At 43.8% G+C, this 24,978-nt stretch carries 19 protein-coding genes, 4 tRNA genes and 1 rRNA gene; 14 read left to right on the top strand and 10 right to left on the bottom strand.

Annotated features, from left to right (window positions below; all coding sequences use genetic code 11):
* The 3 genes from HQ29_RS01455 to HQ29_RS01445 form a co-directional block, all read right to left on the bottom strand.
* Window positions 1-72: ribosomal RNA gene (locus HQ29_RS01455) — 16S ribosomal RNA — on the bottom strand; the annotation flags it as partial.
* A 291-nt stretch (window positions 73-363) separates the two neighbouring features.
* Window positions 364-436 (bottom strand) — tRNA-Lys (locus HQ29_RS01450).
* 87 nt (window positions 437-523) lie between these two features.
* A tRNA-Arg gene (locus HQ29_RS01445) sits at window positions 524-597 on the bottom strand.
* Window positions 598-855: 258 nt separating this feature from the next.
* Here HQ29_RS01445 and HQ29_RS01440 point away from each other — a divergent pair.
* From HQ29_RS01440 to HQ29_RS01430, 3 genes are all read left to right on the top strand, one after another.
* Window positions 856-2,466: a CTP synthase gene (locus HQ29_RS01440; protein WP_036847444.1), complete on the top strand. Its 1,611-nt coding sequence runs from the start codon at window positions 856-858 to the stop codon at window positions 2,464-2,466.
* Between the two features lie 36 nt (window positions 2,467-2,502).
* Window positions 2,503-4,371 carry a membrane protein insertase YidC gene (gene yidC / locus HQ29_RS01435; protein WP_036789155.1) on the top strand — a complete coding sequence of 623 codons (1,869 nt, stop codon included), beginning with the start codon at window positions 2,503-2,505 and terminating at the stop codon, window positions 4,369-4,371.
* Window positions 4,372-4,564: 193 nt separating this feature from the next.
* Window positions 4,565-4,638 (top strand) — tRNA-Asp (locus tag HQ29_RS01430).
* Window positions 4,639-4,834: 196 nt separating this feature from the next.
* Here the strand turns inward: HQ29_RS01430 and HQ29_RS01425 are convergent.
* The 3 genes from HQ29_RS01425 to HQ29_RS01415 form a co-directional block, all read right to left on the bottom strand.
* A tRNA-Val gene (locus HQ29_RS01425) sits at window positions 4,835-4,909 on the bottom strand.
* Between the two features lie 37 nt (window positions 4,910-4,946).
* A complete protein-coding gene (locus tag HQ29_RS09805) occupies window positions 4,947-5,672 on the bottom strand; it encodes a DNA alkylation repair protein (protein ID WP_052089666.1) in 726 nt (241 codons plus the stop codon).
* A gap of 293 nt (window positions 5,673-5,965) precedes the next feature.
* Entirely contained in the window at window positions 5,966-8,596 is a 2,631-nt protein-coding gene (locus tag HQ29_RS01415) for a TonB-dependent receptor (RefSeq protein ID WP_036789157.1), read from the bottom strand.
* A gap of 450 nt (window positions 8,597-9,046) precedes the next feature.
* Here HQ29_RS01415 and HQ29_RS01410 point away from each other — a divergent pair, with 450 nt between their 5' ends.
* On the top strand, window positions 9,047-9,352 hold the full coding sequence (locus tag HQ29_RS01410) for an HU family DNA-binding protein (RefSeq protein ID WP_255359386.1): 306 nt from the start codon (window positions 9,047-9,049) through the stop codon (window positions 9,350-9,352).
* A 364-nt stretch (window positions 9,353-9,716) separates the two neighbouring features.
* Window positions 9,717-11,324 (top strand): Rne/Rng family ribonuclease, encoded by a 1,608-nt coding sequence (locus HQ29_RS01405; protein WP_036789163.1) that lies wholly within the window; start codon window positions 9,717-9,719, stop codon window positions 11,322-11,324.
* 191 nt (window positions 11,325-11,515) lie between these two features.
* On the opposite strand, the gene HQ29_RS01400 is transcribed toward HQ29_RS01405, so the two are convergent.
* Window positions 11,516-12,259: a hypothetical protein gene (locus HQ29_RS01400; RefSeq protein WP_036864652.1), complete on the bottom strand. Its 744-nt coding sequence runs from the start codon at window positions 12,257-12,259 to the stop codon at window positions 11,516-11,518.
* 219 nt (window positions 12,260-12,478) lie between these two features.
* Window positions 12,479-13,117 (bottom strand): porin family protein, encoded by a 639-nt coding sequence (locus tag HQ29_RS01395; RefSeq protein ID WP_036864649.1) that lies wholly within the window; start codon window positions 13,115-13,117, stop codon window positions 12,479-12,481.
* 802 nt (window positions 13,118-13,919) lie between these two features.
* Here HQ29_RS01395 and HQ29_RS01390 point away from each other — a divergent pair.
* From HQ29_RS01390 to HQ29_RS01360, 7 genes are read left to right on the top strand one after another with little or no spacing between them, the layout of a single operon-like run.
* Window positions 13,920-14,342 (top strand): SoxR reducing system RseC family protein, encoded by a 423-nt coding sequence (locus HQ29_RS01390; protein WP_036867160.1) that lies wholly within the window; start codon window positions 13,920-13,922, stop codon window positions 14,340-14,342.
* A 3-nt stretch (window positions 14,343-14,345) separates the two neighbouring features.
* Window positions 14,346-15,209 carry a Fe-S cluster domain-containing protein gene (locus tag HQ29_RS01385; RefSeq protein ID WP_036789170.1) on the top strand — a complete coding sequence of 288 codons (864 nt, stop codon included), beginning with the start codon at window positions 14,346-14,348 and terminating at the stop codon, window positions 15,207-15,209.
* 24 nt (window positions 15,210-15,233) lie between these two features.
* Window positions 15,234-16,568 carry an electron transport complex subunit RsxC gene (rsxC, locus tag HQ29_RS01380; protein ID WP_036789172.1) on the top strand — a complete coding sequence of 445 codons (1,335 nt, stop codon included), beginning with the start codon at window positions 15,234-15,236 and terminating at the stop codon, window positions 16,566-16,568.
* Window positions 16,569-16,589: 21 nt separating this feature from the next.
* Window positions 16,590-17,582, top strand: coding sequence for an RnfABCDGE type electron transport complex subunit D (locus HQ29_RS01375; RefSeq protein ID WP_036867159.1), 993 nt, complete (start codon window positions 16,590-16,592; stop codon window positions 17,580-17,582).
* Complete coding sequence (locus HQ29_RS01370; RefSeq protein ID WP_036864639.1) at window positions 17,579-18,205, top strand: RnfABCDGE type electron transport complex subunit G; 627 nt, start codon at window positions 17,579-17,581, stop codon at window positions 18,203-18,205. Before HQ29_RS01375 ends, HQ29_RS01370 begins: the two co-directional genes overlap by 4 nt.
* 6 nt (window positions 18,206-18,211) lie before the next feature.
* Complete coding sequence (locus HQ29_RS01365; RefSeq protein ID WP_036789178.1) at window positions 18,212-18,811, top strand: RnfABCDGE type electron transport complex subunit E; 600 nt, start codon at window positions 18,212-18,214, stop codon at window positions 18,809-18,811.
* A gap of 34 nt (window positions 18,812-18,845) precedes the next feature.
* Window positions 18,846-19,418, top strand: a complete 573-nt coding sequence (locus HQ29_RS01360) for an electron transport complex protein RnfA (RefSeq protein ID WP_036789180.1) — start codon at window positions 18,846-18,848, stop codon at window positions 19,416-19,418.
* 488 nt (window positions 19,419-19,906) lie between these two features.
* Here the strand turns inward: HQ29_RS01360 and pflA are convergent, their stop codons facing one another.
* Both pflA and pflB read right to left on the bottom strand, forming a co-directional pair.
* The gene (pflA, locus tag HQ29_RS01355; protein ID WP_036867158.1) at window positions 19,907-20,632 is read right to left on the bottom strand and encodes a pyruvate formate-lyase-activating protein; all 726 of its coding nucleotides are present in this window, start codon (window positions 20,630-20,632) and stop codon (window positions 19,907-19,909) included.
* Between the two features lie 17 nt (window positions 20,633-20,649).
* A complete protein-coding gene (gene pflB, locus HQ29_RS01350) occupies window positions 20,650-22,869 on the bottom strand; it encodes a formate C-acetyltransferase (protein WP_036847465.1) in 2,220 nt (739 codons plus the stop codon).
* A gap of 359 nt (window positions 22,870-23,228) precedes the next feature.
* Between pflB and HQ29_RS01345 the strand changes: the two genes are divergently transcribed.
* Both HQ29_RS01345 and HQ29_RS01335 read left to right on the top strand, forming a co-directional pair.
* Window positions 23,229-23,594: an MmcQ/YjbR family DNA-binding protein gene (locus HQ29_RS01345; protein WP_036847468.1), complete on the top strand. Its 366-nt coding sequence runs from the start codon at window positions 23,229-23,231 to the stop codon at window positions 23,592-23,594.
* A 1,175-nt stretch (window positions 23,595-24,769) separates the two neighbouring features.
* Window positions 24,770-24,978: hypothetical protein (locus tag HQ29_RS01335; protein WP_152566461.1), on the top strand; the 209-nt coding region annotated here is incomplete at its 3' end.

Raw genomic sequence — 24,978 nt, 5'->3', positions numbered from 1 at the left:
CTGCCCCTCGACTTGCATGTGTTAAGCCTATCGCTAGCGTTCATCCTGAGCCAGGATCAAACTCTTCTTTGTCATTTTGTTTTTTTACTTTATTCCTATGCTCAGTATTACTTCCTTCTATTTATATAATCAGGTAATTGACAGGGTCACTATATCCATTTATAATGGAGTGTCCCTTGTACTACTTGTTGTATATTGTCCAATATGTCTATGATCTCTACTCAGTTACAAACAGGCATTCCCCGTTCGTGGGTGCAAAGTTACAACAATATTTCGATTAAACAACACCCAGAGAAAATTTATTCTACAAAACCCGAAATCAAAAAAAAGAAGGTCGCCTATTCACTCATAGGCGACCTTTCGTGACCCCGGAGAGATTCGAACTCTCGACCCAATGATTAAGAGTCATTTGCTCTACCAGCTGAGCTACGGAGTCATTCCTTTTCTCAATTGCGATGCAAAGTTAAATAATAGTTTTGGAACTCGCAACAGGAGAACAGAAAAACTTGAAGAAAAAATTTAGTGACCCCGGCGGGATTCAAACCCACGACCTTTGGAACCGGAATCCAACGCTCTATTCAGCTGAGCTACGAGGCCTTTTATTTTTCCGTCAGCAAAGATAGGAAATATCTCAAACATATACGAGATATTTCAAGCAAGTAACAAACAAAATAGAGAACGACATATAATAATATAGGTACCACAAAAAAATCAAAACACAGTTATTCAAATCCGACAAAGAGATAAAACTGTACAGATAACACTGTTTATATGCCAAAGGCTATTTTCGGTAAAAAATGGTTACATTTGTACTCCGTAATCTACTCATAAGTTAACTCCTAAAAACTGATCATTGTGGCAGACACTAAGTATATATTTGTTACGGGTGGCGTGGTCTCTTCTCTTGGAAAAGGGATCGTAGCTGCATCTCTGGCAAAACTAATTCAAGCCAGAGGACTGAGGGTGACCATTCAAAAATTCGATCCTTATATCAATATAGATCCGGGAACTCTGAACCCATACGAGCATGGCGAATGCTATGTCACTACGGATGGACACGAAGCCGATCTTGATCTTGGACACTATGAACGTTTTCTAAACATACCCACCACTCGTGCCAATAATATTACGACAGGAAGAATCTACCAAAATGTCATAAAAAAGGAGAGACGAGGAGACTACTTGGGGAAAACGGTACAAGTGATCCCGCATATAACGGATGAGATCAAGCGCAATGTCAAACTCTTAGGCTCTAACAATGAATACGATATTGTAATTACTGAGATAGGCGGAACTGTTGGCGATATAGAGTCTTTACCTTTTATAGAAAGTGTAAGACAGCTCAAGTGGGAGCTGGGACGCAATTGCATGTGTATTCACCTAACCTATGTTCCGTATATAGCAGCCGCCGGAGAGCTTAAAACCAAGCCGACACAACACTCGGTAAAACAACTTCAAGAGCTCGGTATCCAGCCGGATGTTTTGGTTCTTCGCACAGAACATGACCTAAGCATGGAGCTTCGTAGCAAGGTTGCTCTTTTCTGCAATGTACCTAAAGAGGCTGTATTCCAATCAGCCGACGTTTCTACCATATACGAAGTTCCTCTCGTTCTGCAAGAGCAAGGGATGGACAAGTATGTACTGAACTACTTTGGACTTGAACCGGGAGAGACTCCTGAGATGAAGCCATGGAGGGAATTCCTACAGCTAACAAAAACAGCCAGCGAAACTATTCATATCGGATTGATAGGAAAATATGTGGAGTTACAAGACGCCTATAAATCGATTGACGAAAGCCTCCAGCAAGCAGCGATATACAACCACAAGCTATTGAAATTAGAATATATCTCTTCTGAAATTCTGACAGAAGATAACGTTGTAACAGAACTTGCTCACTTGGATGGTATCATCATCGCTCCAGGCTTTGGCTCAAGGGGAATAGATGGAAAATTGATAGCATTGAAGTATGCTCGCCAACAAAATGTACCGACGCTTGGCATCTGTCTTGGAATGCAGTGTATGGTAATAGAGTTTGCTCGCAATGTATTGGGATATACAGATGCCAACAGCACGGAAGTAAATCCATCGACCACTCATCCTGTAATAGACATTATGGATGAGCAGAAGAATCTTCACAACTATGGAGGCACTATGAGACTTGGATCTTATGAGTGCAAGCTTACTCCGGGCTCCAAAGTTTTTGAAGCATACGGGAAAGAAAACATTTCAGAAAGACACCGCCATCGTTTTGAGTTCAATAGCAAATATCAAAAAGAATTTGAAGAGGCGGGACTTAGTATTACCGGAGTTAATCCTCACACCAACTTGGTAGAAGTGGTTGAGATAGCCAATCACAAGTGGTTTGTAGGAGTGCAGTTCCATCCGGAATATCAAAGTACAGTAATAAATCCAAATCCCCTTTTCATGGCATTCATGAAAGCCTGCATAAACAGCAACAGCAAGTAATCGGCATATAGAAAAGAAAAAAACAACAGATATTTAATGGATAAAAAAACACTCATTGGCTTCATTCTTATTGGAATAGCCTTCATTGCATTTATATATGTAGGAAGACCATCTGAAGCAGAGATTGAAGCGTATAATCGTGCTCAAGACTCAATAGCCGCCCTTTCGGAGAAAAAACACACAGAGGATAGCCTGGCACATTCCCAACAATCTTTGGTTTCTCTACCCGACTCTCTTTCCAGCACACAAAAAGATAGCATTCTATCTCTCTTGGCAAGCAATAAATATGGAGAGTTTGCTGCAGCGTCTCAAGGTAGTGCAGAAGAACTCAAACTTGAAAACGACTCCATATCTATTTCATTGACCAACAAAGGAGCACAGATCACGAATGCTCTTCTTAAAAAGTACAATAAGTATGATGGCAACCCGATCGAGCTCATAAAGGCAGAAGATGCTTCTTTTAACTATACCCTTGTTACAGCAAGCAACAGAATCATAGAAACCAAGGATCTTTACTTCAAGGGTTCTCAGATAGCTCCAAATAAAGTTTCATTCAGTTTGGAAGCCACTTCCGGAATAGGCATGGAGATTATCTATACCCTACAAAACAAATATCTGTTGGATATAGACATAAAGTACAATAATCTCTCTTCCGTATTGGCTTCTAATACACCATATCTTGACGCTTCATGGACACTCCTTGTCTATCAAAACGAAAAAAGTGGAAAGAATGAACAGAGATACAGTGGCCTGGCTTACAAAAAGAGCGGAGAAGATACTGAAAAGCTCAATACAGGTAAGGATGTTACAGAAGAAATAAATGGAAAAGTTCAATGGATTGCGTTCCGAGACATGTTCTTCTCTACTCTTCTCTACTCCCCAACACACATAGAACAAGTATCTCTTAAAAGTCAGATATTGGGTGAGAGCAACATGCTAAAAAAACTCACAGCCAACTTTACTATTCCGGTGTCGGATAAAGGTCAAAAACTAAGCCTTTTCATCGGTCCGCACAACTATGATCTCCTAAAAGAGGTAGATAAAGCCTGGGGCAATGATAACGAGATTACCCAAATCATAGACATGGGAGATTGGTTCAGATTCATCAACATCTGGCTCATCATTCCTATATTCAACTTCCTTGAAACCATAACAGGCAATTACGGAATCATCATTCTATTGCTTACACTTATCATTAAACTGCTCTTGAGTCCGTTTACGCTCAAGTCTTACATGTCTCAAGCCAAGATGAGAGTACTCAGACCTCAAGTAGAAGAGATCAATGCTAAGTATCCAGGCGATGACAACATGATGAAGCGTCAGCAAGCCACAATGAATCTCTACAAAAGCGCAGGAGCAAGCACCATGGGAGGATGCCTTCCGATGTTGCTTCAAATGCCTTTCCTTGTAGCGATGTACCAATACTTCCCTACAAGTATCAATCTCCGTGGAGAAAGTTTCCTCTGGGCTAAAGACCTCTCTACATACGATGATATCATCTCATGGAGCACTCATATTCCGCTTATCTCAGATTTCATCGGGAATCATATCAGCCTTTTCTGTCTATTGATGACAATAGTTCAGATTGTTTATATGAAGATCAGCCAGCAAAGTACAGGACAAACCACCATGCCGGGGATGAAGATGCTGCCATACCTCATGTCTATTATGTTCTTCTTCTTCCTCAACCAAAGTGCTGCCGGTCTCTCCTACTACTATCTGATGTCCATGCTCATCACCATACTTCAAACCTATCTATTCCGTCTTTTTGTAAATGAGAAAAAACTTCTTGCCAAGATGGAAGAAAACAAGAAGAAGCCTATAAAGAAGAGCAAATGGATGCAACGCATGGAAGAGCTTCAAAAACAACAAATGGAGCTTCAAAAACAAAAGGCTCGCAAATAAACGAGGCGTAATAAACAAAAATAGTTCCAAGAATCTCGCTTTGAAGCTGTATCAAAGCGAGATTTTTCTTTACCTCATAACTTCAGAGCTTATGAGATGAATAAAATCCAAAGAAAAATTAGCGATAAGTGTTGCACGAGTAAAATATTTATCATACCTTTGCAACGCAAACGAGAGAAATAGTTTGCGGATCGGTGTGGTAGTTCAGTTGGTTAGAATACCTGCCTGTCACGCAGGGGGTCGCGGGTTCGAGTCCCGTCCATACCGCAAAGGGATGATAGTTTAGGCTATCATCCTTTTCTTTTTATAACAAAGAAATCTCACACAGAGAAAGCTTCTTCCTTTCCATACCTTCCTCTCAAAAGATTATACATACAGACATAAAACAAAACGGGTCCAAGAAAGAATGTATCTCTCTTGGACCCGAAAACTTTCAGCCTTTATATTATCAAGCTATACTAAGTGAACCCTGCCAGGCTCGAACTGGCGACCTCTGCCCTGTCAAGGCAGCGCTCTAAACCAACTGAGCTAAGGATTCGCATGCCAAAGTTACAAAAATCCCTCTGTCTGCCAAACTAAAGCCTCTCACACCATTCTCTTGGTATCCGTCTCGACTCCTTCATCTTTTGCTTGTAGAGCTTTATGGTCAGATCTTCCTCCTCCGTCCGATCACCATTCCTCAATATCGGCATATACCACTTGCTCAATATCCCTTCAAACTCCCCGATGCTAATTGTTGCAAATGCCCAAGAGACCGCCTGACGTATGGTAAGATGATTCCAGAACGGTTTTGTCGCATTGATATCTGCCAATATATCGTCCAAACTCTCCAATCCGTGCTTGTGATAATACATTCTGATTGTCAGAAACACCCTTATCCCATACAGCGGCAACCCCTCACGAAGCGAGAAGCAGGACTCGAACGCCTTCCTCACGACATCTTTCTTCAACACCTTCCCCACATCCGACAGCACAGCATCACACACCGCCCATCCGTCCAGATGTACCAAGATTGTTTTGAAGAACAGCAGCCACTCCTCTTCCGATCGGCACATCTTCACGGCAGCAAAGACATACGCCATTTTCGCTTCAAAGTACAGAGGCAGCAGCTCCGCCATCTCCTCGTGCAATGCGCCAAAAGAAGAATACTCATCCTTAAGAGATCCTGCCAGTTTTCTCAACACCGGGGTACGTACTCCGATGACGGTTTCCGGATTATCCGAAACTTTAAGCTTGACCGAAAAACTCCGAATACTCTCTTCCGATGCTTCCAAAAGACGCTCCTTAATTCCTTTCATCATGATAAATAGACAATAAACAAATATCAACACACCTCTTTCTAAATGAATTCTATCCAAAAGTAATAACTAATACCGGAACCACTGCACAGATTTTGAGTCGAAACGACAATTACCAATCCGAAAAACGATAATTACCAACTCTGAAAATACTAATTAACTATCCAGCAAAAATTCGAAAAGAATCATAAGAAACCGGGGAAGGGAGAGATGAGTGGGATGCAGGTACAAAAAAGCAGTGCCGGAGCATTCGCTCCGACACTGCCCGTCTTTTTGTCTGTATGTTTTCTCCTCTGTTAGAACTTTATGACTGCTCCGCAGTAGATGGAGAATGGTTGTGTCGGTCCGTAGATGTAACCGCTGTCGCGGAATCCGTAAGAGTCGAAATCTTTCTGGAACGAGTTCAGAAGATTGTTTACTCCGGCATAGAGCTGGAGGGTGGATGCGGAGAAGAAGCGCAAGTCGTAAGAGATTTTTGCTCCGAGGTCGAAGAACTGCGGTGTCTGCTCTACGACGCCCCACATCGGTGCGTTTTCTTCTTCACGAGTGTCGGGTCTGAGTCCGCTCTTTACGAGTTCGATGTCTTTCACGGCAGACATACGTCCCACTTCGATGGCGTGAGGCACTTTCATGGTTCCGGTATAGTTGGCAGTGAGAGAGAGGTTGAGAGGTTTTACCGGATTGATGTTCACGGTGAAGTATCCGTAGACGTTAGGTGTGCGCATGAAGTCTTTGGAGAGGATCTCCACGGTTTCGTCATATACGCGGTTGCCGTCTTCCACTTTGAAGGCAAAGCCATCAAGGGTCTTGGGCCCGAACTCCTTGGCTGTGTCTATGTTCTTAGGGTTGTCCGAGTCTTCTCCGGCAAGGAGCGAGCGTTCTGCTCCTGTGGCTTGTGCCACGTCCCATTGGCTCTTTGCGAGTGTAAGTCCTGCCTGAACGGAGAGGATGTTCCACACAAGCTTTCCTTCGAGGTTGAGACCATATACGGTAGCATTGGAGCCGTTGATGCGGTTGTAGATCTTGAAGCCGTTTTCGCTCTTGACGTACTCGGTGTTGAATGCTCCGATGAGTCGGGTATAGAACCCTTCTACCAAGATGTTGGTGCGGACGCTTTCGGTGTTGAAGTACATGTCGGAGCTCAAGCTGAAGCTGTGGCTGTACTCCGGTTTCAGATTGGGGATGTTCACGATCTTTTGTACCTCTCCCTGAACCACTCCTACGTGCAAGTCTTCATCGAACACTTGAGGTGCACGGAACCCTTTGGCGTAAGAGGCGCGGAGGTTGATACTGCTGTTCGGGTTGAAACGAAGTGTGGCACGAGGCGATAGAATAGGCTTGACGCTCTTACCGTCTGCGGTGCGGATGGCGCTGTTTTGGTCGAGACGAGCTCCAAGAAGAATGGTCCACATATCGTTCTTGAATTCCAGCTGACCTATCTGGCTGAAGTTGTGTATCACCTGATTGAGCGGAGGATAGAGGCTGGTCTTGCCGTCTTCTGCCAAAGTCCAGTTGCGGATAGGCATGATGTCGTAAAGGCTGTCGTAGACGTACTCTGTTCCCAAAAGGAACTGTGCCGGCATGAACAAGAGCCTGTCCATGTTGTACTCATACTGCAATCCTCCCATATAGGTGCGTCCCTTTGTGTAACCGTAGTTGATGCCGTAGTTGGCAGGATCTGTCGGTTTGCCCAAAGATCCGAGGGCGCCATCGCCGATACCTCCGTAGTAGCTGTTGCGGTTGATCATCTGTCCGGAAGCATAGGCTTGCAGGTGATGATTGGTATCTTCCGAGAAGAGGTCGTACTTGATGTTTCCGCTGTTGATGTAGTGTTCGGTGCGTTCCGATACGGAAGCCAAGTGGTCCGGGAGATCCAGATGATCTCCCCCACGGCGATATTCATATATGGTATGAGCTTCGGCTGTGAGGTTCTGTGTCGGAGAGATATTGAAGAATGCTCTCGTACCAAGTGCCTTGCCGTTGATCTTACCCATTTCGGAGTATCCGTCCCCATTGGCATCCCAAGCGGAGCGGTCTCTGCTCTGTGCAAACACCACCGCCCCCATACGTGCGTCAGGGCTTACAAGCGCCGCATTCACACCGAGAGTGTTGTCGGGAGTCTTGCCGCCTGTGAATGTCAGATTATTGGAGAAGGAGAAGCTGTTGCTTGTAGGGTTCTTGGTGATGATGTTGATAACACCCGCAATAGCAGAAGAACCATACAACGCAGAGCCGCCTCCTCTTACAACCTCCACACGATCAATCATGTTCACCGGAATGTGTTCCAATCCGTAAACGCCTGCAAGTGAAGAGAAGACAGGACGGCTGTCTATAAGAATCTGAGAGAAGTGTCCATCAAGACCATTGATACGAACCTGATTGAAGCCGCAATTCTGACAATTATTTTCTACTCTCAAGCCGGGTTGGAAAGACAAACCTTGTGCAAGATTCACCGCATTGCTCTGTTTCAAATGAGCCTCACCGATGACACTCACAAGCGTAGGAGCATACTTGCGAAGAGTTGCCTGACGATTGGCTGTTACAACCACTTCATCCAATCTCAACACATCCTCCACAGCTGTAAAGTTTACCTCAACAGTCTTTTTCGGAACGATGTCTAACACTCTCTCCTGAGTGAGGTATCCTGTACCCTGCATCACAATGGTGTACCTGCCGGGCTTCACATTCACTATTCGGTAGTGTCCCGAAGCATCCGTATAAGCACCGAAAGGTGTTCCTTTAATCCTGATACTGATTCCGGCGATATGGTCTCCGGTCTTTGAGTCCAACACGTGTCCCACAATGTTCGCATCGGTTACTCTGGCTTGCTGTTCTACTTCAATGTCGGGAGTCGCATAGACCTGTCCTACACCAAAGGTAGCAATGCAGAACAAGCCCAACAGAGATAGACATGTACTCTTTTTCATTATTACTTATGATTAGTTATTGTTGATATGTATTTTTCTACTAAACGGGAACAAAGGTAGCCATTTGATCCTTTCAGAATATTACCCACAAATAGGTATTTTAAGCCTCAAAAACAGCTCACAGAGCAGGATCTGCCCCGAAAACAGTCTTGTTAAAATAGCAAAACAGGGAAGTTCACCCTCTTTCGCATGACCATCCGATACCCAAAGAAAATTCTTACACCTCCGAAAACATTCCGCATGACCCTATATAATAAGGTAAGAAACAGCACCAAGGGAAAGCGTCCTATCCGAACAGGAAGAGAGGTTTAGAAGTAAAAAATGTAGCAGTAAGGTGCTAACTATTAAGAAAAAAGAGTATCTTTGCACCACGCTTTCGGAAACAGCTATTCAGCCTCAAGGCTTCTTTTATAGCATTCCGTTGGCATTTGACCCTCGCTAAATATTTTAATAACAGTACATAATACACAGAAAAAAGCTATGACTAAAGCTGAAGTTGTAAATAAGATAGCCAAAGATACAGGCTTGGAAAAGCATCTCGTATTGGATACGGTAGAGAAGTTCATGGAAGTTATAAAAGATGCTCTTGCTTCTGATGAGAACGTTTATTTGAGAGGGTTTGGTAGCTTCATCGTGAAGACTCGTGCCAGCAAGACGGCAAGAGATATTTCCAAGAACGTTACGATCCAAATTCCGGAGAGAAAGATCCCTGCATTCAAGCCATCTAAGACTTTCACTTCAAAAATCAAACAATAAGGCTTTCCTCATTGTTAGATCAAAGTAAGACTACTACAAGATAAAGTTTAACATAAAAAACATTACTACCATGCCAAGTGGAAAAAAGAGAAAAAGGCATAAAATGGCCACTCATAAAAGGAAAAAAAGACTAAGAAAGAACAGACATAAAAAGCGCAAATAAGCCATCTTTAGATGTGAGCTTCTGTTCGCTACCTCAAGATTGCAGCTTAACGGCTTTTCAATTTAGAGTAGCACATCTAACTAAGGTAGCATAAGGTAGAACAAACGCATCAATCTAAAGTAAACCTTCAGATAATGCGTTTGTTCTTTTTGTTACCACACCAATCCAAGTAGAAAAGAAAAGACAAACAAAACTTTCCGTGTGAAAAGCGACATCATCATTGACGTACAACCCAAGGAAGTATCTATCGCCGTTGTCGAAAACGATAAGCTGGTAGAACTTCAGCGAGAGAAACAAAATGTGGCTTTCGCCGTGGGGGACATTTATCTGGGCAAGATCAAAAAGATAATGCCCGGACTCAATGCGGCCTTTGTGGATGTAGGCCACCCGAAAGAAGCTTTTCTACACTATAGAGACCTTGGAGCATCGTACCTTTCGGTACAATCTTTTCTCAAAGACGTAGAGAAAAACAAAGGGAAGAGTGGGGACCAGCCATCTTGGAAGAAGATGAAGCTGGAGAAGGACATCAGCAAAGATGGGGCTATAGCCGACATTCTGAAAGCAGGAGACCAAGTGATGGTACAGATTACCAAGGAAGCCATCTCCACCAAAGGTCCAAGACTGTCGGGCGAACTCTCTTTCGCAGGAAGATATTTGGTTCTGATCCCATTCCAAGATAAGGTTTCCGTATCTCAAAAGATACGCTCCGCAGAAGAACGGGCAAGACTAAGACAGCTCGTAGTGAGTATTAAACCCAAGAATGTAAGCGTAATAGTACGGACATCTGCCGAAGGAGTACGAGTGGCAGAGCTCGACTACGAGTTGCGCTCTCTCATCAAAAAGTGGGAGGACACAGCAGAAACATTGGCAAAGAAACCCAAGAACCTACTTCTCCACGAAGAAACAAGCAGACTCCTGAGCCTGCTTCGAGACACCTACAACTCCAATTACAAGCACATCTATATCAATGACAAGAATGTGCTGGATGCGACAAAAGAGTACATTGAACTCATAGATCCGGGACGCGGAAGCATTGTAGAATATTACGGAGAGAAAGCTCCGATATTCGACCATTTCGGTATCACGAAACAGATCAAAAACCTATTCGGCAGGACGGTTACCTATAAAAGCGGTGCATACCTTATTATAGAGCAGACCGAAGCCATGCACGTGATAGATGTCAATAGCGGAAACCGGGCAAGAGGAAGCAAAGATCAGGAGGATACAGCCATAGATGTAAACCTCTCCGCAGCGGAAGAGATTGCAAGGCAACTCCGTTTAAGAGATCTTGGAGGCATCATTGTGGTGGACTTTATAGATATGGGAGTAGCAGCCAACAGGCAAAAGCTATTCGAGTACATGAACGAAGTGATGGCTTCCGACAGGGCTAAGCACAGCATACTGCCCCTCAGCAAGTTCGGTTTGATGCAGATCACTCGTCAGCGTGTACGCCCATCAACTACGGTATCCACCAAAGAAGATTGTCCTACTTGTGGAGGACGAGGCAAGATACAGTCCACACTGTTCTTTGTTGAAGAAGTAGAGTCCAACATAGAAGTGCTCATGAAGCAAGAGAATGTCAATAAACTCGATGTACACGTTCATCCATTCGTAGCAGCATACCTGACCAAAGGATTCCTCTCTTTCGGTTCCATACAAGCCAAATGGAGAAAGAAGTACGGCAAAGGGCTTACCATTGTTCCCAACCAGTCTCTCGGTATTGTAGAAGCTTCATACATAGACAATGAAAAGAACGACCTCTCTCATTTCCTTGAAATAGATGTCAAGGAGAAAGAGAGCGATGCTTGATTCTTGTCAAACCTAAAACAACAGAAAAGGTTAGCCTCCCAAAGTGATGGCTAACCTTTTTTGTTTAGGCTGTTGTGATGATGACCGGCTGCTCCCTGAGCTCTTAAGCCGGTTTCTGTCCGGCTTCTACCATTTTGGGAAAGCGATCTGTCCTCTCCCCTGTCCGGCACAAAGAGAAGTGCAATCTGCCTCTAATTGTTCAGATCTATGTTTATGTCCGGTTTGATAAAGTCGTTCCGGCTGATCTTAAAAGGCTGAATTTCTTCACCTCCATCCACGATAATGGTAACCGAGTCCGCCCAGTTTTGAAGCGAATATAAGGATGAAATATCGTAAGAAACTGTTTCCTTAACGATCTCTTTAGCGGTCCATGTCTTTGATACTCCGGGATTACGATAAAGTTTGAACATCAACGTATTGGGAGTTTGATTGCCCGGATCGTAGACAAGATATACCTTCGTGCCTGCAACTTCCCCCGTAGATCTGTTCCGAACAGAAGTACCGACTACCACATCAAAGAAGCCACGACACACACCGGATAGCAAAAACTCCGCATTCTCTTCGCTGTTTTCCGGATCTGTGATACCTCTTTCTTTTGCCTCTTTGATGGTCAAAGGGTAAGCCACTCTGTATTTCTTAAACCCGGCAACAACGGCATCGTCTATAAACAGCTCTTTCTTCCCTGAAGTCTTACGCTGATACTCCTTATACATAAAAGCAAAGTATCCTCTCTCTATGCCGTCCAAGACAGCACTTTTGGAGGTAACGATACCTCCGCCATCGAGATAACACAGATACTTACCCTCTTTACTTTTCGCCACTGTTGCCTGACTCATAAATCCTCTATCATCAGTATCTGTCTCTTGAGAACAGCTCACAAATGCAGCCATACAAGAGAGCATGAGTAAGATTCCGAATACGTTTTTCCTTTTCATTCTGCTATTGTTTTTCAATTATGCGGCACAAATGTAAAAAAAGTAGTCGGAAAGAAGAAACAAAGAGCTCTTTTCCTCATGGATAGACATTAGAAACATGAGTGTAAAGGCTGTTTCGTTTATGTACCGACAAGATAAAAAATAAGGCAGAGAGACGGACCGACCTTCCGCTCTCTGCCTCAATATCTATCTTTTATACCTATCAGCACCTATGCTTCGTCAAAATCTGTATCCAACAGAGGCATAGAAGCTTATATTCTTGGCACTTCGGCCGCTGTCTCTGAGAAGTTTAGCAAGCCCATATTGAGTTCCGACACCAAGCATGATACGATTCATTTCGACACCGACACCTACTTGAGCACCAAAGTCAAAAGGATGCAGTTTAGACTTTTCATCACCACTTCCCTTAAAGAGATTACCTTCATCTGTCTTTTTATCTCCCTTCTTAGTCTCCACAGTATACTTCCCGGACAATCCATAAGCAATATACGGACCGACATTGACAAAAGCATTGAAAGTATCAGAAAGTTTGAATCTGCTATTGATAAGAACAGGCAAATCCAAATAGTGAAGTCTGTTGGTAGATTTGACCTTTCCCACGGTTGTAATGTGTGTCTCTTCCCAATACCCTTTCATCGAATAGTTGAGACCGGTTTGCAAAGAAAGTTCATAAGTGGGTAAGGTTATAAATGCGTAGTCTACGGTAACTCCTGCACGAAATCCATGGAGCATCTTTACATCTATTGCATCGGTAAGATTGGCTCCCTGATATCCGGCTTGGACAATAAATGTCGGACGATTTTGAGCAACGGCAGTCATACAGAAAAGCATAAAAGCTAAGGTTAAAATCTTTTTCATAATTTCATTTTTTAGTGTTACTACTGTCAAGGTTTTCACTCGATTACCATGTATGAGAGACATAAAAACCACATGCCTCTCTCGCAAATATAAGCAAAAATAACAGGAGAAGGCAATCCAAGAATAAAGACAGATAGAAGTTAGGCATTATAAATGTTGGGATTTTGGCAAGTTGCCGGATGCCCCGACATCTGTTTATAGAGTTTTGCCGAATCTGTTTAGAGGTCTTGGGCATAATCCTTCCACCTCACACCACGAAGCATTTGCAAAGAGGTTTTAATACGGAAAAAAGTTGCTCTTATCACTTTCAATACTTGACCTGAACAGATTAAAGAAGATAAAGCAAGGTTTGATTTCTGAAAACCGGGAGCCGACTGCTACAAATCGAGCCTTGAAGCGTACAAACAAAAGTTTGATTTATAACTCTGTACACGTTCAATCTGTTTTTCATCAACGTTCAGCTCATTTTATGAACAGGTTCAAACTCTTTTATATCCTCGACAAGAAAAAAAGCATCCCCTTATTCCGGATCTTTGCAACACAGAAAGCGGAAAAGAGAAGATTGTCCTGCCAAAAATGTATCAAGATGCTTTTATTTAATTTTCCTTTTACTACCTTTGTCCCTCGGAATAGACCTCCCCATTTATAGGGAAATTTACACTAACATAGACAAGCTACATTTACTTGCAAGATAAAACATAAGGATAAGGTAATCCTATTGCTAAATAGTGATCTTGAGGATTGGCTATTTAAGCAAAAAAACTTACTTTTGTTTTGCATTACTATTACTTAATCTACCACAATGACAAAAGCCAGTACATGTAAGAGCGGAATAGTATCTCGAGCATTAGGCAATACGGTATATGTGCGTATGGAGCGCAACAGCGCCTGCAAAGAGTGTCATGCCAAAGGGGCTTGCCTTGCCTCCGATATAGGACATATAGACATTTCTGTGCAGACACCCCATGCGGCAAGCTATAAACCCGGAGACAAAGTCAGCCTCGAACCACTATTCAACGTTTATCATGCCATACTTTTTGCATTTGTCCTTCCTCTGGTACTGCTGGTCGGGATTGTTTTCGTAGCCAATCACTTCTTTTTGGTATCAGAGTCTGTGAGCTACATTACGGCATTGGGGGCATTGGTAGTGTACTTTGTCATCCTTAAGTTGTGCAACGCTTATTTCACCAAGAAGTATCAATACACTTTGAAAAAGTTAGAATAAGATATGTTTCTTACTATTACATTTTTAGGAGCCTTAGGGGCTTCGGGTGCGGCATTGCTTTATGCTGTATCAAAGAAGTTTCATGTAGAAGAAGATCCGCGCATAGGTGAAGTCCAAGAGGCATTGCCGGGTGCAAACTGCGGAGGATGCGGATTTCCCGGTTGTGGAGGATTTGCCTCTGCTTGTGCCAAAGCTTCTTCTTTGGAAGGATTATTCTGCCCGGTTGGCGGTGCGGAAACTATGGCAAAAGTGGCAGATATTTTGGGGCTTGCGGCTGTTCAGTCCGAACCATTGGTTGCAGTGGTTCGCTGTAATGGGAACTGCGATGCCAGACCAAGGACAAATACCTTTGACGGCGTATCTTCTTGCGCGGTAGCCACAGCTCTCTACTCCGGTGAGACCAACTGCTCTTACGGCTGTCATGGTCTCGGAGACTGCGTCAGAGTGTGCGACTTCGGTGCCATATCCATCAATCCGGAAACGAAACTGCCTGAAGTAGATCAGGATAAGTGTACCGCTTGTGGTGCTTGCGTAAAAGCCTGCCCGAAGTTCATCATAGAACTCCGCAAAAAAGGGCCTAAGAACAGACGCGTATTTGTTTCCTGTGTCAATAAAGATAAAGGCGGCGTTGCGAAGAAGGCTTGCGCCAACGCTTGTATCGGCTGTTCTCTGTGCTTTAAGGAGTGCAAGTTTGAAGCCATTACCATTGCAAACAATCTATCATACATAGATCATACGAAGTGTCGTCTCTGTCGCAAGTGCGTTTCGGTCTGTCCGACCAAAGCGATACACGAGATCGGATTTCCTCCTCCTAAGCCAAAAGTAGAAGAGACAGAGAGTCCGGCAGCCAAGACAGAACAAGTATAAGACTTTTAGAATAAAGCAAAAGATATGCTCAAGACATTCAGAATAGGAGGGATACACCCTCCTGAAGCTAAGCTTAGTGCGGATGCGCCTATCGAAGTATTCCATACCACAAGTACGGTAACCATACCTCTCGGACAGCATATTGGTGCTCCGGCTGAAGCGGTAGTAAAGCGTGGAGATAGCGTAAAAGTGGGTACACTCATAGGTAAAAGTGCCGGTTTCATCTCCGCAAACATACACTCCTCAGTATCCGGAAAGGTTGTGAAGATCGACGATATAGTGGATGCTTCCGGATATAAAAAGCCTGCGATATACATAGAATGCGATAACGAAGATACTTGGGAAGAGAGTATCGATCGCTCTTCTACGCTTATAAAGGAGTGCAATCTCTCATCAAAAGAGATCATAGATAAGGTTGCAGCGGCAGGTATAGTGGGTTTGGGAGGTGCCACATTCCCCTCTCATGTCAAGCTTATGCCTCCTAAAGACAGCAAAGCAGAGATATTGATCATCAATGCGGTAGAGTGCGAGCCGTACCTTACATCCGACCATCGTCTCATGTTGGAGTATGCAGACGAAGTGCTTGTGGGTACCTCCATACTGATGAAAGCCATCGGAGTGGATCGTGCAGTGATAGGCATAGAGAACAATAAAAAGGATGCGATAGCTCTCCTGACACAGAAAGCATCGGAATATAAAGGTATCACGATACAGCCTCTAAAGGTAAAATATCCGCAAGGAGGAGAGAAACAGCTCATAGATGCCGTAACAAAGAGAGCCGTCAAGAGCGGACAGCTTCCGATCTCGGAGGGTGCCGTGGTTCAGAATGTGGGGACAGCATTTGCCGTTTACGAGGCTGTACAAAAAAACAAACCTCTCGTGGAACGGGTTGTAACGATTACCGGGAAACGATTGGCTCGTCCGTCCAACCTGATGGTCAGGATCGGCACACCGCTATCTTCTCTTATCTCCCATGTTGGAGAGATTCCTGCCGGCACCGGAAAGATTGTAAGCGGCGGACCGATGATGGGTAAAGCATTGGCTCAAACCTCTTCGCCGGTGACCAAAGGTACAAGCGGTGTGCTCTTACTGCCTAAAGCAGACACCAAACGTAAGCCTATGCGAAACTGTATTCGCTGTACGAAATGTGTCGGAGTGTGTCCGATGGGATTGAATCCTGCGTTCTTGATGCGCGATGTAACGTTCAAAAACTGGGACGAAGCCGAAAAGAATAATATAGTGGACTGTATAGAGTGTGGCTCTTGTAGCTTCACCTGTCCCGCAAACCGCCCTCTTCTCGATGAAATACGCTTAGGCAAGCAGAAAGTGATGGGCATCATCCGCTCCCGTAAATCTTAAAGACTAAACACAATCAGACTAATGGATAATAAGTTTCTGGTATCTCCCTCTCCTCATATACACAGTGGAGACAGTATAGAGAAGAATATGTATGGGGTTATCATAGCTCTCACACCCGCTCTTCTTGCCTCATTTTATTTCTTCGGACTGGGTGCGGTCGTCGTTACCATAGCATCCGTTTTGGGATGTGTAGCCACCGAATATCTTATCAATAAGTATCTCTTGCGTCGTGACGAGCTTACCATCACCGATGGCAGTGCCATTCTTACCGGCTTGTTGCTCGCTCTGAATCTCCCTTCAAACCTTCCCGTGTGGATTATCCTCGTGGGTGCATTCATTGCCATAGGTATCGGGAAGATGTCTTTTGGAGGTTTGGGATGCAATATATTCAATCCCGCACTTCTCGGACGCGTGGTACTTCTGATCTCTTTCCCTGTACAGATGACCTCTTGGCCCAAGCCTCTCCAATGGACTCAATACATTGATGTAGAGTCCGGAGCCACTCCGCTCGGAATACTGAAAGGTGTAAAGATGGGCATACAGGGCAACAGCCTGGACATGATCCCCAATACTCTCGACCTTCTTTTGGGTCAAATGGGAGGTTCTCTTGGGGAAGTGAGTGCCATTGCACTGCTTTTGGGTCTTGTCTATATGCTCGCAAAGAAGATCATCACATGGCATATCCCGGTAGCGATACTCGGTACCGTTGCCATCTTTGCCGGAGCATTGTATTTGTACGACCCTACCGTCTATCCTACTCCTGATGTACACCTTCTAACGGGAGGTATGCTACTCGGAGCGATATTCATGGCTACAGACTACGTTTCATCTCCTATGACCAAGAACGGGATGCTCATCTATGGTGTCTGCATAGGTCTCATCACGATGCTTATCCGTGTCTTCGGTTCATTCCCGGAAGGTATGTCTTTTGCCATTCTCATTATGAATGGTATCACACCCATTATCAACCTGTATGTTAAACCTAAACACTTTGGAGGTAAAGTAGCGAAATGAAGAAGTTAGGATCCACATTGCCCAATATGTTCTTATCTCTTACCATCATCTGTGTGGTAGCTTCGGCTTTGTTGTCTTTCGTTTACAATGGCACCAAAGATATCATTGCGCAGTCCAAAGTGGCAGCTTTGGAGCGTGCGATAGGCGAAGTAACACCGGAGTTTGACAACTCACCCTATCAAGAACAAGTAAAGATTCTCGTAGAAACAGACAGCTTGTCGGTTTTTCCTGCAACGAAAGACGGAGCTCTTGTAGCCACTGCCGTGCAGTCCGTTACACATAAAGGATTCAGCGGAGACGTTTCTATCCTGTTTGGTTTCGACTTGGAAGGAAACATCATCAACTACTCCGTGCTATCCATGCAAGAGACTCCCGGTCTCGGTACAAAGATGACAGACTGGTTCAAAACAGAGAAAGGCAACCAGTCCGTACTGGGAAGAAACCTCAACAACGGCGATCTGAAAGTGAAACAAGACCAAGGAGACGTAGATGCCATAACTGCCGCCACCATCTCCAGCCGTGCATTCCTTGATGCCGCAGCCCGTGCACATATTGCACAGAAAGAGTTCGTTGCAAGCAGAAACAGTGCTCCATCACCATCAACAGAAAGTGAACAAGAATAAATAGCCATGAATATATTAAAGTCATTAAAGAACGGAATCGTGGACGAGAACCCTATCTTCGTCCTCCTTTTGGGTATGTGTCCCACGTTGGGAACGACCTCTTCTGCCATGAATGGGTTCAGTATGGGAATGGCGACTATGTTCGTACTCATCTGCTCCAATCTGGTGATCTCTCTTATCAAGAATCTCATTCCGGACAAAGTTCGTATCCCGGCTTTCATCGTTGTCATCGCAACGTTTGTTACCCTCGTTCAGTTTTCCATGGAAGCCTTTCTTCCGGCTCTGTACGAAAGCTTGGGTCTATTCATTCCACTTATTGTGGTGAACTGTCTTGTGCTTGGTAGAGCAGAAGCTTTTGCCGCTAAGAATGGCACGCTATCCTCTATCGTGGATGGTCTTGCCATGGGTCTCGGATTTACTGTGGCACTTACACTGCTCGGTCTTGTGCGCGAACTTCTTGGCACTTGGCACGCATTCGGGTACAAGGTTCCGGGCTTGGGAGAAGAGTATGGAGCGTTGGTATTCGTTCTTGCTCCCGGAGCATTCATCGCCTTGGGCTATCTGATTGCCATCATCAACACCCTTCGCAACAAGTCTAAGGCATAACACACAATCTTTCAACAGATAAAAACAAAACAGTATGGAATACTTCATCATATTCGTTTCAGCCATATTGGTGAACAACATCGTGTTCTCCCAATTTCTCGGAATATGTCCGTTTTTGGGTGTATCTCAAAAGCTCTCCACCGCATTGGGTATGGGAGCTGCGGTAACCTTTGTGGTTACGATAGCTACACTGGTTACGATGGCGATCAATCACTTTATCCTGGTACCGTACGATCTGGGTTATATGATGACAATATCGTTTATCCTTGTCATTGCAGCTCTGGTTCAGATGGTAGAGATCATTCTCAAAAAGATCTCCCCTGCCCTTTATCAGGCATTGGGAGTATTCTTACCTCTGATCACCACAAACTGTATGATACTCGGTACTGCCATTATCATCGTACAAAAAGATTACGACCTGCTCCGCAGCCTTACCTTTGCCATCTCTACGGCGATAGGTTATACCATTGCACTGATAATATTCTCTGTCATTCGTGAGCAGCTCGCTCAGACAGATGTGCCAAAAGCCCTCAAGGGTATCCCCATCGCTCTCATCGTTGCCGGTATCCTTGCTCTCTCTTTCATGGGATTCGGCGGATTGGTATAGCAAGAGCTTGAACAATATAAAGGGAACGCCTCCTGAGTTTGAATAAATGACTTAGGAGGCGTTCCTTATTTTTTACCCGGATGTTCCCACTACTGACACACTCTCTTTTTAAGACGAAAATAAATTCTGTTTAACAGGGACAAAAACAGCTCTGAACACGAAAACAGAACTCTTTTAACACGGATAAATCATAAAATCAAGGCCTGAATGGCAAGATTTACGCTTCGATTCGTACCATTCAAGCCTTGTTCTCTACAAATTGGGGCTTTCTTTGCACCTCCGAACGAGTTAAGAGAAAAATATAACCCTATTCGAAGAAACTATTAAACGGCTTTACAGAAATATTCAAACACTCGAAAAGGAGATTTCAAACACCTATGGATACCACCGCAAATCCGGCAAGCAAGAGGTGTAGTGAAGAGGATAAATCTGGCAACCACTCCTCTATCCCATGGGATAAGTACGTAACCAATCTGAAACGAGTGTTACTACTGCGTCCAGACGTTTGGAAAGTACTCTCGGAACAGCGATGTAAAATGATCTATCTGCTCCGGTGTATGCTCCTTAACACCCTTGAGTCTGTACTCCCATCCCATGGTTTCGTACTTGTGGACGCCATAAGTGTGATAAGGAAGTATCTCGACCCGGTCGATATTCTTGAGCGGAGAATACTTTTCGCACAATAGCCGGATGTCCTCTTCCGAATCGTTGAAGCCGGGAACCATCACACATCTGAGGCGTACAGGCATATCGATCTCTTCGAGATACTTTGCCGTCTTCCAAACCTGGTCGCAAGAGTGTTCCGTGAGCTCGTGATGCTTTTCATTGTTTGTCTGCTTCACATCCAACAGTACCATATCTATGAGATTGTACACCTCCTTGACATCTTCGTTCATGATGCTTCCGTTGGTATCCACACAGATATGGATGCCGTTCTCTTTGAGCTGTCTCATGATGGGAATAAGGAGACGAGCCTGCAACATGGGCTCGCCGCCACTGAACGTAACACCTCCTTTTTTTCCGAAAAATGCCTTTTCGCTTATGGCACGACGCACCACTTCGTTCTCTTCAATGTTGCGTCCTTTGGTGAAAGGGATGGTGTCGGGATTGGCACAATAGGCACACTTGAAATTACATCCTTGCATAAAGACGACGAGCCGGAGTCCCGGCCCGTCGAAAGTACCCATTGATTCAAATGAGTGTATTCTTAGCATAACTGCGAAGTAAATGATTATCTCATTCTCTTGTGGAAGCTACGAGAGATAACTTCCAACTGATGTTCTCTGCTGAGCTTGATAAAGTTTACGGCATATCCGGAAACACGGATGGTCAGCTGCGGATAGTTTTCCGGATGCTCCATTGCATCTTCCAGCATGGCACGGTTCAAGACATTCACATTCAAGTGGTGAGCCATCTTGGAGAAGTATCCGTCCATCATGCTTACAAGATTTTCCACTTGCTCCTCTTTGTTTGAACCCAAGGAGTGAGGTACGATGCTGAACGTATTACTTACGCCGTCGAGAGAGTCGGAATAGTCGATCTTCGACACGGAAGAGAGAGAAGCGATAGCTCCATTCTCATCACGACCATGCATCGGATTGGCTCCCGGAGCAAATGCAACGCCTTTGGCACGTCCGTCAGGAGTGGCACCGGTCTTCTTTCCATACATCACATTGGAAGTGATGGTGAGGATAGAGAGTGTAGGCTCGGCATTCTTGTAGACAGGAAGAGCCTTTAGAAGATCGCTGAAGTAGCGGGTAACCTCTATTGCCAAAGAGTCCACACGGTCGTCGTCATTACCATAGCATGGGAACTCACCCTCTATCTTGAACTCTTCCGTAAGACCGTCTGCATTTCTCAAAGCCGTTACTTTGGCATGCTTGATGGCAGAAAGAGAGTCTGCTACGATAGATAGACCGGCTGCTCCATACGCAAGATTGATGGCAGGATTGGTATCCACAAGAGCCATCTGTGCTTTTTCGTAGTAGTACTTGTCGTGCATATAGTGGATGATGTTCATGGCATCGTTGTACACGCGTGCTACTTCCACAAGGACTTTCTTGTAGTTCGCTATCACTTCGTCAAAGTCCAAAACATCGCTCTTGAGTGGAGGAATATCCTTTACGACCACTTCTCCGGTAAACTCGCAACGTCCTCCGTTCAGAGCCAACAGAAGTGCTTTGGCAAGATTGGTTCTTGCACCGAAAAACTGAATCTGCTTACCAATCTCCTGGAATGATACACAGCATGCGATACCATAGTCGTCGGACTTTCTTACACCGCGCATCAAGTCGTCATTTTCATACTGAATGGAGGATGTGTCTATGGATACCTGTGCACAGAAATCCTTGAATCCTTGTGGCAGATCTTGTGCCCAAAGGACTGTCATATTAGGCTCGGGAGAAGGTCCAAGGTTATAAAGCGTCTGCAAAAAGCGGAAGCTGGTCTTCGTTACCTTGTGTCTTCCGTCCTGCAAGCGTCCTCCGATAGACTCTGTAACCCATGTAGGGTCTCCTGCGAAGATTTCGTTGTAGGAGTTCATGCGCAACTGGCGTACCATACGCAGCTTTATCACAAACTGGTCTATAAGCTCCTGCGCAAAAACTTCGTCAATCTTACCGTGAGTAAGATCGTATTCTATATATATATCCAAGAAAGAAGAAACATTTCCCAAAGACATCGCAGCTCCGTCTTGCTCCTTCACTGCCGCAAGGTAAGCGAAGTAAACCCACTGAACAGCCTCTTGTGCCGATGTGGCAGGACGGGAAACATCGAAGCCGTAAGACTGTGCCATCACTTTGATATCCTTAAGAGCCTTGATCTGTTCGCTGACTTCTTCTCTCAATCGAACTCGTTCTTCGGACATAAATCCAAGCAGAGAGTTAAGATCTTCTTGCTTAGCTTCGATCAGGCGATCCGCACCATAGAGAGCCAAACGACGGTAGTCTCCTATCACGCGACCACGTGCATAGTTGTCCGGCAAACCGGTAAGGAAACCAAGTGAACGATACAGACGAATCTCCGGAGTATAAACATCGAATACTCCATCATTGTGTGTCTTGCGATAAGAGTGGAAAATCTCTTTTACTTTTTCGTCCAAATGTACACCGTTCTCCTCGCATGCTTTGTCCACGACACCGATTCCACCAAAAGGCTTGATGGCTCTGCGAAGCAGTTCATCTGTCTGAAGACCTACTATCACCTCGTTTTCTCTGTCGATGTATCCGGGGGCATGAGATGTAATGGTCGAAATAGTCTTAGGATCTATCGAGCGTACACCGTTGTTGTCTCGTTCTTCTTTCAGAGCAGCAGTACAGATGCTCCAGATTTTCTTTGTTCTCTCCGATGCAGGTTGAAGAAAAGAAGCATCTCCGTTATAGGGAGTTACATTTCTTACTACGAAATCACGAACATTTATTTCGTCATTCCATAAGCCTTTCTTGAAGTCCATGTCTTTTTCTTTTAATTTGTTAGATGAGGTTGTGTTATTTGCATATTGAATACCTGCTCAAGATGCAGTGCAAAGATAATAGGTAAAAGATAGATGGGCAACACCAAGAACAAAATATAAGTTAATAAAACAAGTAATTTCGATAGAAATCTATTAAAAATAGAGTAATAATAGTCCCAATATAAATATTTACAGGCAATCAACAGATTTATTTCGAAAAATCAGACTTACAATCATAGTTAATTTATGTTTCCACAACAGTGATATATAAAGGGAAACTTGAATAGAAAAAACAGTACATACTTTCTTGAACTCAAAAACAAAGATGCTAACTTTGTGATAACCCAATACACCTAATAATGGCTCTTGATATAGAAAAACTGAGAGACTTTGCACTATCTCTCCCTTACACTACGGAAGATCTTCCTTTTGGTCCTGATGTCATCGTGTTCAAACTCTTCGACAAAGTCTTTATGCTACTCCCCTTGAACAACGAAGATGGTGTCCGCTTTAATGTGAAGTGCGATCCGGATCTGGCTGAAGATCTTCGGATGCACTACAATGCCGTAGTGCCTGGGTATCACATGAATAAAAGGCACTGGAATACGATATATATAAATAGAGATATGAGCGATGCCGACATTCTGGAACAGATCAGAGCATCCTATCAGCTTATTCTTGATAAGCTCCCGAAACGCCTGAAAGATACTCTGAATATTTCTTGAAAGCGAAAAATATGTTTGACTCATAAACCCATAGAGACAAAGCAGACATTGCAGCAACTAAAAAACTAAGAGGCCAAGCATCTCAATATTTTTTTGAGCGATGCTTGGTCTCTTGTGTTATCAGGAAGAGTTGTACCGCTGTGCTTACCTCCTCCGAATACATTCCTATGTTTGCTCTTCTTTGACCCAATAAAAAACAAGAAGATAATGTCTTAGCAACTTATTTCTTCTTCAGAAACAGAGATTATTTTGTCTTTATAAAATTCCTATTCCCCTAATATACAACCTCTTCTATTTACTTTCTCATTTTCTATTCTTCACTACTTTGTACGATGAAAAGAGAAAAATATCCTGTCATCTATCTCTTACATACAAGTTCTCACAGTCTCCACCATTTCCCTTTCTCCTTTTCAAATATACAAATTCTACTTTCTCTTCCTCTATCTTCTCTTATCCGCTTTCCTCGCGAAAATATGAAACAAAAAAAGTGGCGAATGAACAAACAAAAAAAAATCAAGAGAAAAAGATGAAGAGGGAAAGTAAACCAAAAAGCAGAGAGAAATAGAGCGAAAGAAAAATAAAAAAAGAGGATGAATAAATAGAATAGAACGGATAAATAGACAGATGGGTATAGAAAAAAGTCAAAATAAGGAGATGCAAACAGGTAGATAAAGAAAAAAAATGAAGGAGGGTAAAAGGATTGAAGAGCGGTGTTTTGAAGGGGAAATAACTCTCTTCTTTGCATTATGGAAAGAGCAAAAAAGATTAAAGAGAAGATAACAGAGAGTTCCATCCCTATTTTCATTTGGAGTGGAGAAAAAGCAAAAAGGAATGAGGAGGAAAAAACAGTAAAGCCGGCAAACCTATAAAAACAAAAGAGAGAGCCACGTTCCTGTTACGGTTCATGTCTCTCTCCTTCTCTATATAAGTGGCGGCTACCTACTCTCCCATTTGCATATTCCTTAGAAGTATGGAAAGAGAAAAAGGATTGAGGAAGAGGAAAAGTAGCTATTCCATCTCTATTTTCATACAGGGAAGGATAAGAAGAAAGAGGATTAANAGAGGAAAAGTAGCTATTCCATCTCTATTTTCATACAGGGAAGGATAAGAAGAAAGAGGATTAAAGAGGAGAAAGAAGGAAGCTCGTATGTATCTTAATGCAGAGGAGGAACGGAGTGAAAAAGATTAAGGAGAAGATCGCAAGGAGCTCCATTGGTATTTTCATACGGAGTGGGGAAAAAGCAATAAGGATTGAGGAGGAGAAAAGAAAGAAGAAGCAAACCGGCAAACCTATAAAAACAAAGGAGAGAGCCATGTTCCTGTTACGGTTCATGCCTCTCTCCTTCTCTTCAAGTGGCGGCTACCTACTCTCCCATTTGCATAG

Source organism: Porphyromonas canoris, assembly GCF_000765975.1.
GTDB lineage: Bacteria > Bacteroidota > Bacteroidia > Bacteroidales > Porphyromonadaceae > Porphyromonas_A > Porphyromonas_A canoris.
Note: the sequence above shows the minus strand (reverse complement) of the source record. Positions and strands in the feature narration are given on the sequence as shown.